Genomic DNA, 684 nt, shown 5'->3' with positions numbered 1-684 from the left:
GCCCCGATCCCGCGCGAACAACAACAACCGCTGCCCAGGGGTGGCGATGCGTTTGGTCCGACCGAAATACAACGGCACATTCGACGCCGCATCGAACACCGCCAAGTAATGCCAGGCGTGGGCGGCCAGCTTGATGACATCGGGGATCGGCAGTTTCGATCCGCCGGCGGTCACCGCGATCCCCGCCCCCGCTTCCAGTTCCTGCAGGGTGGTGGTGACGATGATCGACACCGGCAACCCGTTGTGCTGACCCAACTCCCCCGACATCAACGCATGACGCCCCACCGCCAGAAACGCATCATGAGTGCGTTGCGCGATGCTGCGGGTATCGGCCTGGATGGCCTCCTCGGACGGCACCCCACTGATGCAGGGGGTTTCATCGTCAGGGTTGCACATCCCCGGCGCGGCGTATTTAGCGCGGGCCGGTTCCCACGTCGCACGAAACTCCGGGGTCACCCACCCCGACACCTTCGACAACCCATCGGGCTGCTGCGGATGAAACGTCAAGCCCCGCTTACGCTCAACCGGAACATCGATCGGCTTGTCGCCATCCTGATCCAACAAATACAACGCCTCATTGACCGTCTGACCCAGCGTCTCCGGGGTTTCGCGGGCGGCGACCGCCACCAGCTTCTCCTCAAACCGCTCCCGGCGTTGCTGGTCGACCCAGTCCGGGCATTTGGT

Annotated in this window: 1 protein-coding gene; it reads right to left on the bottom strand. The window is 64.0% G+C overall.

The window, feature by feature from the left end:
* A partial coding sequence (locus ABQF30_RS29530; RefSeq protein WP_448470624.1) for a DUF222 domain-containing protein occupies window positions 1-684 on the bottom strand: 684 nt, incomplete at both ends.

The sequence above is a fragment of the Mycolicibacterium sp. XJ870 genome, assembly GCF_053483975.1.
This window is presented reverse-complemented; position numbering and strand designations above follow the sequence as displayed.